The organism is Roseateles sp. (genome assembly GCF_049240545.1).
In the GTDB taxonomy this organism is placed as follows: domain Bacteria; phylum Pseudomonadota; class Gammaproteobacteria; order Burkholderiales; family Burkholderiaceae_C; genus Paucibacter_A.
In genome coordinates, this window is the sequence record NZ_JBMLSK010000236.1 from 1 (window position 1) to 9481 (window position 9481).

General features: G+C 60.3%; 9 protein-coding genes. 3 read left to right on the forward strand and 6 right to left on the reverse strand.

Translation table 11 applies throughout. The features are described from left to right. The 5 genes from ACOVRJ_RS16530 to ACOVRJ_RS16550 all read right to left on the reverse strand — a co-directional run. Nucleotides 1-1495 (reverse strand): MFS transporter (locus ACOVRJ_RS16530; RefSeq protein ID WP_422044932.1); only part of this gene is annotated, 1495 nt, incomplete at its 3' end. 221 nt (nucleotides 1496-1716) lie between these two features. Then, nucleotides 1717-3282 carry a methyl-accepting chemotaxis protein gene (locus ACOVRJ_RS16535; protein ID WP_422044933.1) on the reverse strand — a complete coding sequence of 522 codons (1566 nt, stop codon included), beginning with the start codon at nucleotides 3280-3282 and terminating at the stop codon, nucleotides 1717-1719. Nucleotides 3283-3496: 214 nt separating this feature from the next. After that, on the reverse strand, nucleotides 3497-4147 hold the full coding sequence (locus tag ACOVRJ_RS16540; RefSeq protein ID WP_422044934.1) for a 2-hydroxychromene-2-carboxylate isomerase: 651 nt from the start codon (nucleotides 4145-4147) through the stop codon (nucleotides 3497-3499). 11 nt (nucleotides 4148-4158) lie between these two features. Continuing rightward, nucleotides 4159-4377 (reverse strand): DUF1289 domain-containing protein, encoded by a 219-nt coding sequence (locus tag ACOVRJ_RS16545; RefSeq protein ID WP_422044935.1) that lies wholly within the window; start codon nucleotides 4375-4377, stop codon nucleotides 4159-4161. 8 nt (nucleotides 4378-4385) lie between these two features. Further along, the gene (locus tag ACOVRJ_RS16550) at nucleotides 4386-4895 is read right to left on the reverse strand and encodes a YbaK/EbsC family protein (protein WP_422044939.1); all 510 of its coding nucleotides are present in this window, start codon (nucleotides 4893-4895) and stop codon (nucleotides 4386-4388) included. 205 nt (nucleotides 4896-5100) lie between these two features. Here ACOVRJ_RS16550 and chrA point away from each other — a divergent pair, with 205 nt between their 5' ends. After that, the gene (gene chrA / locus ACOVRJ_RS16555) at nucleotides 5101-6486 is read left to right on the forward strand and encodes a chromate efflux transporter (protein WP_422044936.1); all 1386 of its coding nucleotides are present in this window, start codon (nucleotides 5101-5103) and stop codon (nucleotides 6484-6486) included. A 61-nt stretch (nucleotides 6487-6547) separates the two neighbouring features. Here the strand turns inward: chrA and ACOVRJ_RS16560 are convergent, their stop codons facing one another. Continuing rightward, complete coding sequence (locus ACOVRJ_RS16560) at nucleotides 6548-6991, reverse strand: hypothetical protein (protein WP_422044937.1); 444 nt, start codon at nucleotides 6989-6991, stop codon at nucleotides 6548-6550. 287 nt (nucleotides 6992-7278) lie between these two features. On the opposite strand from ACOVRJ_RS16560, the gene ACOVRJ_RS16565 reads away from it, so the two are divergent. Then, nucleotides 7279-8172 carry a plasmid replication/partition related protein gene (locus ACOVRJ_RS16565; RefSeq protein WP_422044940.1) on the forward strand — a complete coding sequence of 298 codons (894 nt, stop codon included), beginning with the start codon at nucleotides 7279-7281 and terminating at the stop codon, nucleotides 8170-8172. A gap of 47 nt (nucleotides 8173-8219) precedes the next feature. Next, nucleotides 8220-9362 carry a DUF484 family protein gene (locus ACOVRJ_RS16570; RefSeq protein WP_422044938.1) on the forward strand — a complete coding sequence of 381 codons (1143 nt, stop codon included), beginning with the start codon at nucleotides 8220-8222 and terminating at the stop codon, nucleotides 9360-9362. The last annotated feature ends 119 nt before the right edge of the window (nucleotides 9363-9481 follow it).

Consider the following 9481-nt stretch of genomic DNA (forward strand, 5'->3'; position numbering starts at 1 on the left):
TCATCGAGGTGTAACGGATACGGGTCGGGAACATCTCCACCAGCATGGCCGCGATTGGGCCGTAGACCATGGTCACGTACAAGACCAGAACGAACAGAATGGCGATCACGAGGGGCTGATTGACCTTGGCGGGGTCCGCCTTGGCGGGATAGCCCGCGGCCTTCATGGCGTCGGTCAACTCCTTCTTGAAGGCGGCGATGCCCTTGGTGGAAGCCTCGTCGAACTTGTGCTCGGTGGCCTTGGTGGCATTCAGGCCGTTGATCACCTTGTCGCCCACCTTGATCACAGCCACCGATCCGGCCGGACCGGCCACGGTCTCATAGCTGGCCGAGGACTGAGCCAGCGCACGCTTAGCGATATCGCAGGAGCTGGTGAAGTCCACTTCACGCGCTACCGGGCTGCCCTGGAAGGAGCAAGTCGACATGTCGACGGTCAAGGAGATCTGAGCGTTCTTCTGCGCCGCAGCCAAGTCCGGATTGGCCGCATTGGTCAGCGCCTTGAAGAGCGGGAAGTAAGTTGCGATGGCAAGCACCAAGCCAGCCATGATGATGGGCTTGCGACCAATCTTGTCAGACAGCGTACCGAACACCACGAAGAATGGCGTGCCGAGCAGCAGGGAGACGGCCACCATGATGTTGGCGGTGGACATCTCCACCTTCAACACGCTGGTCAAGAAGAACAGCGCATAGAACTGGCCGGAGTACCAGACCACGCCTTGACCCGCGACCAAGCCGAACAAGGCCAGCAACACGATCTTCAGGTTCTTCCACTGACCGAAAGACTCGGACAGCGGCGCCTTGGAGGTCTTGCCTTCCGACTTCATCTTCTGGAAGGCCGGGCTTTCATTCATCGCCAAACGAATCCACACGCTGATCCCCAGCAACAGAATCGACACGATGAAAGGCACACGCCAACCCCAAGCGGCGAACTCGGCCTCGCCGACCAAGGTGCGCGTCCCCAGGATGACCATCAGCGACAGGAACAGGCCCAGCGTCGCGGTAGTCTGAATCCATGAGGTGTAAGCACCACGCTTGCCATGAGGCGCATGCTCAGCCACATAAGTGGCAGCGCCTCCGTACTCACCGCCCAAGGCCAAGCCCTGCAGCATGCGCAAGCCAATCAGGATCACTGGCGCCGCAACACCGATGGTGGCGTAAGCGGGCAGCACGCCGACGATGAAGGTCGACAGACCCATGATCAGGATGGTGACCAAAAAGGTGTACTTGCGACCGATCATGTCGCCCAAACGGCCAAACACCAGTGCGCCAAAGGGGCGCACGATGAAGCCGGCAGCAAAGGCCAGCAAGGAGGCAATAAAGGCCGCCTGCGGATCCAAGGCCGAAAAGAATTGCTTGGCGATGATCGGCGCCAAAGAGCCGTAGAGGTAGAAGTCGTACCACTCGAACACGGTACCGAGCGAGGAAGCGAAGATGACCTTCTTTTCCTCGCCTGTCATCGGCGTGTTGGTCGTGGAGACTGCGCTTGCAGTTGCCATGGTGGGGTGTCTCCAGAAGTTTTTGCACGAGAACCACCGCCCGGTAGCTCTTGTACCAACTATGAGCGCCGCCTCTGACCCCACTCTGACGCCAGACTTATGCCAAGCTGACAAACCTCGCAGCAACCCGCATCATTCTTTTCATGATGCGGGACCCAAGGTCCAGGCAGGGTAAGTCACGAGCTAAATCCGATCAAGCCCGCAGCCGCTGAAATGCTGCGTCAGCCCGGTGTCGAGGCCAAGCGGAAAAAGCTGACCGTCTCGCGCAAACGCTGCGCTTGTTCACGCAAGGCACCCGCTGCGGCCGAAGACTCCTCGACCAGGGCCGCATTCTTCTGTGCATGCTGGTCCAGCTCGGTCATTGCCTGGTTGACCTCGCAGATGCCTTGGCTGTGGTGGCTGGAACTGGCGCTCAAGCCTTGAATCAATTCACTGACACCCTGGATCTGCTGAGCCAAGCCGGAGATGGATTCGCCGGCTTGCTGGACCTGGCCGTAGCCATCGCTGACCTTGTCGCCACTCTCTGCAATCAAACCACTGATCTCGCGCGCGGCCACAGTGGCGCGCTGCGCCAAACTCCGCACCTCAGCGGCAACCACCGCAAAGCCCCGCCCCTGCTCACCGGCACGCGCAGCCTCAACGGCCGCGTTCAAGGCCAAGATATTGGTTTGAAAGGCGATGCCATCGATGACCGAGGTGATCTCACCAATTCGCAGGCTGGCCTGTTGAATCCCCTGCATGGTGCTCACGACCTGGCCCACCAAGTTGGCGCTGTGCGCGGCAGTGGCCGACACATCCAAGGCCAAGGCTCGTGCGTCTCGCACAAACCGGACAGAGCCCTTTACCGCATCGGTCATCTTGTCCATGGTGGCTGCGGTTTGCTGCACATTGGCCGACTGGCTTTCGGTGCGCTCACTCAGGTCCTGGTTGCCCTCGGCAATCTGCGCCGAGGCCGATGCGACCGAGTTGGAGGCGCAGGCAATCTGGCCGATCACTTCGCTCAGTCGGCCCTGCATGAGCACCATGGCGCCGAGCACGCTTTGCTGTCCAGCGCCGGCGCAGACAATGCGGGCCGACAGGTCGCCGGCCGCGATTCGCGCGGCCACTTGCGCCGCCTGCTCGGGCTCTCCGCCCAACGTGACCATCAACCATCGCACCACCAACTGCGCGGCCAGCGCGCCGACCAACAGGGCCACCAACATCAAACCCATTTGGATATGCAGCGTTTGCTGGTAGTTGGCCTGCGCCGCCAGGTACTCTTGCTCAGCGACCCTCTGCTGAAGATCAATCAATGCGGAAATTCTGTTCGAGATGGGATCAATGGCGGGGTACATGGCCTGCGCAGTGAACTGCTGCAACCCCTCACGATCCGCCACTTGCAGCAAACGCTGCAAGTGAACCAGAGCTGCCTCTGCGCCCTGCATGGCCTGTTCGGTCTGCTGGGCCAGGCCCAGTTCCTGCGCATCCATCTGAGTGGCGCGGTAGGCCGCCCATTCGCGATTCACAAGTTGTCGCGCCTGCTGGATCTCCTCCAGCGTTTGTTTCAAATCTTGCCTGCCCGCAGCTGCCTTGTGTGCCCCGTCGACCACTTGGACAGCGAAGGCATCGGCGACCAACTTGAGTTGTTTCAAGGGCAGCACCCGATCCTCATAGACCGTCCTCATCCCTTGCTCCAACTGACTCAAGCGCAGCAAGCCAATGACCATCGCGATGAGGGTGAAGGCGGTCAAAATCGCTGCAAAGAGGCGCATGCGCGAACGCATGCCCAAGCCTGGCATCGACATCATTTTTCAACTCCCTGTTGAATGAACAAGCGCCCCTGACTCGACTACATTGGCCGCGCAGAGAAACCGAGGCCGATTGTTCCGGCTCCCAGGGAGATAGAAGTTAGGAATTGGCGAGGTTTTCTCGCCCAAATGGTTAAGCCCGGCAGCCAGCGAGACTTCAGTCACGCGCTAGGGCCCTGAGGCAACCAAGTCTCACCGTCGGTCGGGCCAAGTCTCAGTGAGACACCCGACGCACACCGGGGCGCGAGCGCGCTGCGGCTTCCCAGTCACCTTGTTCAAACCAAGGGTCGCCGCGCAAATAAGCGGCCAGCATGTCCAGCGAGTCCAAGCCCCAGAACAGTTTGCCGTCCACTGCAATCGTCGGCACGCCGAAGACGCCCAGGCTCAAGGCCTCCTCGGTAGCCACACGCAGGCCTTCCTTGACTTCCTCGCTGGCGGGGTCGCGCAGCGGGGCCAGGTCTTGCGTCAAGGCGGCCAAACGCCCTGCTTCATTGGCATCGGCACCTTGAGCGCGCCAGACATGACAAAAAATCTTTTCGACCTGCAGGCGGTTAGGCGTGCCGCCGACGGGCGCGCAAGCCCACGCCAGACGCAACAAGGGCAGCGGATTGAAGGGATGCTGGGCCGGCACCTGCAGTGGGATGTTCAGTTGGTGCGCCGTCCAGGCAATTTGGCGGAAGGTCCACTGCCGTTTCGACTCGATCTCGGCCGGGCCCTTTTGACCCAGCGCATGCAACAAGGCGGCAAACAAAATGGGGCGGTACTCGACGCTGTAGCTCAGGCCTTTCAAGGCCTCGGGCAAACGCTCGAATGCCAGCGCAGCGTAGGGCGAGATTGGGTCAAAGTAAAAGGTCAGTTGCTTCATGGTCTTGGCTCTCAGGGTTCGTTGGTTTGCTCGGCGGCCGTGAAAACACCCAGCTCCAGCAGTTGCTCGCGGCGCGCAGGCAGGCGCTGCAGGATTTCAAGCCGCATGGCATCGTCGGCCTTGGACCAGAGCGTGATCTCTGGGATGGTGCGGGCGCAGCCCTCACACCAGCCGGTGGGCTGATGCATACGGCAGACATTGCTGCAGGGAGACTTGATCGAGGAACTCATTACGGCACTCATGCTTGCACCACATCAATCACCGGCGCGGCGGTCAGCGCGACCAATTCGGCCGGCGTCATCGGGAACACACCGTTCGGGTGACCGGCCGCGGCCCAGATCACTTCAAAACGGAACAACTCGCGGTCAACAAAAAGCAGCGGCTGCGGCAAGCCCTCGGCGGGCGCGAACCCGAGTGGCGAAACCCCGCCGATCGAGAAGCCGGTGCGCGCCTTCACATAGTCGGCATCGGCTCGCCCCAGTGGCCCGGTATGCGGCGTGAGCTTTTTCTCGTCCACCCTTTTGTCACCCGAGGTGATCACTAACACAGCGGCCTCGTCGGCGCGGCGCCGAAACACCACCGACTTGGCAATCTGGCCGAGGGCGACGCCGAGCGCATCGGCAGCCTCTTGCGAAGTACGCGCGGCGACCTCCAGCCAGCGCACCTCATGATGGTGACGGCGCTCACTCAGGGCGGCTTGAACCCGGCGAAAGCCCTCCGGCCGGTCCTGCGTCAGTGCGCCGGCCATTGATTCATTGACAACATTCATGACCGCATTCTCTCAGGCAATCCTGGCTCGCCCAGGCCACAGGTCCAATTGCCCGATCACACGCCCATACGCACCCATACACTCTCCACACCTTCCCCCCGCAAGTTTCAGCCAGAAGGAGGCAGGGGCGCGCCAACCGGTGTGGCATGCTGCGCCACCGTATCGCCCCCCGTTCTGTCGCCGCATGAGTTCCCTTTCCAAAGCTCCCGCTGCTCCCGTTGACCCAGCGGATCACACCCGTCCCGCGCCCATTGGATTTGGGCAAGCGCTGCTGTTTTGGCTCAAGCTCGGCTTCATCGGCTTTGGCGGGCCAGCTGGACAGATCGCCATCATGCACAGCGAGTTGGTCGAGCGCCGCCGTTGGATCAGTGAAAAGCGCTTTCTGCATGCACTCAACTACTGCATGTTGCTGCCCGGCCCCGAGGCCCAGCAACTGGCCACCTACATCGGCTGGCTGATGCACCGCAGCTGGGGCGGCTTCATCGCCGGCACCTTGTTTGTGCTGCCCTCGCTGTTGATCATGATCGGCCTGTCCTGGCTTTACATGGCGCATGGCAACCAAGCCCAGGTGGCGGCCATCTTCTTTGGCCTCAAACCCGCCGTGACCGCGCTGGTGTTGCACGCGGCGCACCGCATCGGCACACGTGCGCTGAAAAACCGCTGGCTCTGGGTGATTGCAATGCTTGCCTTCGTGGCGATCTTTGCGCTCAAGGCACCCTTTCCGCTGATCGTGCTGCTGGCCGCGGCCATCGGTTGGCTGGGGGCACGGCGCTGGCCTGAAGTCTTTACCCTCGGCGGTGGGCAAGGGAGCGCCAAAGGACACTATGGCCCTGCCCTCATTGACGATGACACCCCCCCGCCGGCACATGCCCGCTTTTCGCGCCGCCGACTTGTCGTGGTGCTGACGCTGGGCTTGGGGCTATGGTTGCTGGTGTTTGGCGGCCTGCTGCTGAGCTTCGGTCCGAGCCATGGGCTGAGCCAGATGGCCGGTTTCTTCAGCAAGGCCGCGCTGCTGACTTTTGGCGGCGCCTATGCAGTGCTGCCCTATGTCTACCAAGGGGCGGTCGAGCACTATCAGTGGCTTAGCGCCGCACAAATGATGGACGGCCTAGCGCTCGGAGAAACAACGCCAGGACCGCTGATCATGGTGGTGGCCTTTGTGGGTTTCGTCGGCGCCTGGACGGGCACCCTTTTCGGCCCCGAGGCCCTGCTGCTGGCAGGCGCGAGTGCTGCCTGCGTGGCAACCTTCTTTACCTTTCTGCCGTCCTTTGTCTTCATCCTTGCGGGCGGCCCCTTGGTCGAGGCAACCCATGACCAGCTGAAATTCACCGCCCCGCTGACGGCGATCACCGCCGCCGTAGTCGGCGTGATCTTGAATCTGGCGCTGTTCTTTGCCTACCACGTGCTGTGGCCGCAGGGCCTCGATGGCCATTTCGACTTGAGTTCGGCCGTGTTGATAGCGAGCGCTAGCCTGGCCCTGTTCCGGTTCAAGCTGGGCGTGATGCCGCTGTTGATAGGCTGCGCCTTGGTCGGCTTGATCCTGCAGGCCTTCCCCGGCCTCCCGCTCTAGACCCTTGAGAGAGCGCTTGCGGCCCCCGCCCATTCAGGCCGAGCCGCAAGTGCTTTTGGGCTCAGTCGCGATCCCGGCCATGACCCCGGCCGTGTTTCTCTTTATCCCGACCGTGGCCGCGCCCATGCTCATCATCACGATCACGACCACGGCCTTCGCCATGGCTGCGCTCGTAATGAGGTACGTACTGGTCACGATACCAATCGTCGCGCACAAAGTAGACCGGCCGACCGCAGGCGTCGTAATGCTTGCAATGCTTGCGCCAATCTTTCTCATGGCCGGGCGGCACGCGCAAATAGATCGGCGCGCCCTGCACCCGGACCCGCTCGATCAGCACCGGTTGCGCGTAAATCAAGCGTGGCTGTGGCGCATTGCCGATATCGATATGGCCGTAAAACCCCGGCTGCCCGATGTTGATCGACAGCCCCACATCGGCGGCTTGCGCGGGCGCCAACGGTGCCAGACCCTGCAGCAACACTGCCCAAACTAGTTTGGTCTTGCTCATCGCCGAACTCCTTTGATGTCTCAATAGACGAATTCACTGTATGCGGGCTCAACGCGAGCCCCAAGCGCCCGGTGCACCAGCGTCACAATTTGACACGCAATTGCTCAGACCGGATAGCGACCAACGCCCACACTCTGCACCTGACAGCAAGTCCCAGTGGAGCGATGTCGGGGCACAGTGATGCACCCGATAAAATGCCCAGCACACGCTTGCCCTTGCGCTCGCCCTTACATCCAGCCCTTGTCCGCCATCGTTTGGCCGGGTCTTTTTCTCGCACTCACGCTCCCATGAACATCACCGTCCTCGAAGAATTGAAGGCTTACATCGACCCCCTGACACCGGACGAGCACCAAGCGCTGGAGCGCAGCATCTTGAGTGAGGGCTGCCGCGATGCACTGGTGCTGTGGGGCGATATCCTGGTCGATGGCCACAACCGTTACGGCATCTGCCAGAAACACGGCCTCGCCTTCAATACAGTACAGAACACACGCTTCAAGTCGATGGAAGACGTGCATCTGTGGATGATCGACCAGCATCTGGGGCGTCGAAGCGTCTCAGACTTTCAGCGAGGCGTTTTAGCCCTGCGTAAGAAGGAGATCACCACCGCTCGAGCACAAGCAGCAGTGGCAGCCTTAGCAGAGGCTGGCACAGCGATTGGGGCCGCTACGGGCACAGAATTCCCCAATGAGATCAGTCATAACGCCGACATACCAGCACCAGAACCTCTGATCAGCCGCGAAGCGATCGCCAAAGCAGCACGCATCAGCAGCAATACCGTGGTCCAGATCGAGAAGATTCAAAAGAACGCCGCCCCCGAATTGGTGGAGGCCGTTAAGGCTGGAACGATCTCCATCAATGCTGCAGCAGCGGTCGCCAGTCTGGAGAAGGAAGACCAGCGAGCAGCAGTGGCCGGCGGCAAGAAGGAATTGCAACAAGCCGCTAAGCGTGTCCGAGAAAGCAAATCCCGTTCACCCAAGTCGAACACCGGAACAGCAGGTGACGAGAACTCCGAAGCCACGGTGGCCTCCGAAGATAGCATCAGCGCCGAAGAACGTAACCGCGAAGCACAACTGACACTGCTGCAGAACACGGTGGCCGAGCTATCGGCAGAGAACAAAGCCTTGAAAGAAGAGAACCAAGCACTGCTCGAACAGTTGGCCGCCCTGCAGTCACAGGCCTGAACCGGGTATATCGCTACAGTTAGAACCTTCTACCTCTCGCCAAAAGCATGGACAGCGACCAACAGCAACTTCGGCACGCCGAGATTCAAGCAGAGAACCATGCATTGCGTCAGCAGCTCGAGAGCATTTTGCGAGAGGCCCGCAACAATGAGTTGAAGATGCGCCGCTTCGAGCAACTGGAGCATCGCTTGATTGCAACCCGCTCACTTTTGGAACTGGTTCGCCTGCTACTGGGGGAATACAAGCTGGCTTTTGGCATCGACTGTGTGGCCTTGTCATTGATTGACCGCGAGCACGAGGCCGGCCGCATGCTGGAAGCAGAGTTGGGTAAAGACGGACCCTTGCTGGGGCTTCAATTGTTGCAATCGCCTCAGACCCAGCGAAGGTTGCAAGTCTTGCATGGCGATGCAGAACTCAAGCCCCGCTTAGGCGCATTCAGGGCCGACCTACATGGAAACCTGTTCCAAGGACAAAGTGAGGCCACACGCATTGCCTCAGTGGCGCTATTGCCCTTGAGCCGCCATGGCGAACTGATCGGCAGCCTCCAATTCGGGAGCGTCGATTCGCAGCGTTATGAAGCTGCGGCTGGAACCGCTTTGCTCGAACGCCTGGGTGCGATCGTCTCAGTCTGTCTAGACAGCACTTTGAACCAGGAGCGGCTAAAGCTTGCCGGTCTGACCGATGCCTTGACAGGTGTGCACAACCGGCGCTACTTTGAACACAGATGCCTGATCGAGATTGCGCAAGCTCGTCGTTACAAACATGAACTCGGTTGTCTGTTTTTGGATCTAGACCGATTCAAGGCCATCAACGACCGTTACGGCCATCCTGCAGGTGATGAGGTCTTACGCGCCGTCGGCCGCATGATTCAGACTCAACTGCGAGCAGGCGACACCATTGCTCGTTTCGGCGGAGAAGAGTTCGTCGTCTTGTTGCCGCAGGCGCCTGCAGCCAACGCGCAAGAAATTGCCGAGCGTATACGCAGCAGTATCGCGGCCCGGCCCTTCAGCCTAAGCAGCGGTGAAGTCATCACCGCCAGCGTCTCTGTTGGCTTGGCTATGTTGCCAGCAGAACGCATCCAAGCCAACACGCAACAGCTAGCAGACGCCTTGGTCAAAGAAGCTGATCAGGCACTCTATATGGCCAAAAAACAAGGTCGCAATCGGGTTGTTTTCGTTAGCCAGAGTTGACCTCATGGCCAAACTCCGAAACTAAGGTAGGCATAATCAAAAGCAAAACGCCCCCGACTCGAGAGAATCAGGGGCGTTTTGCATAAATATTAGCCTGACGATGACCTACTTTCACACGG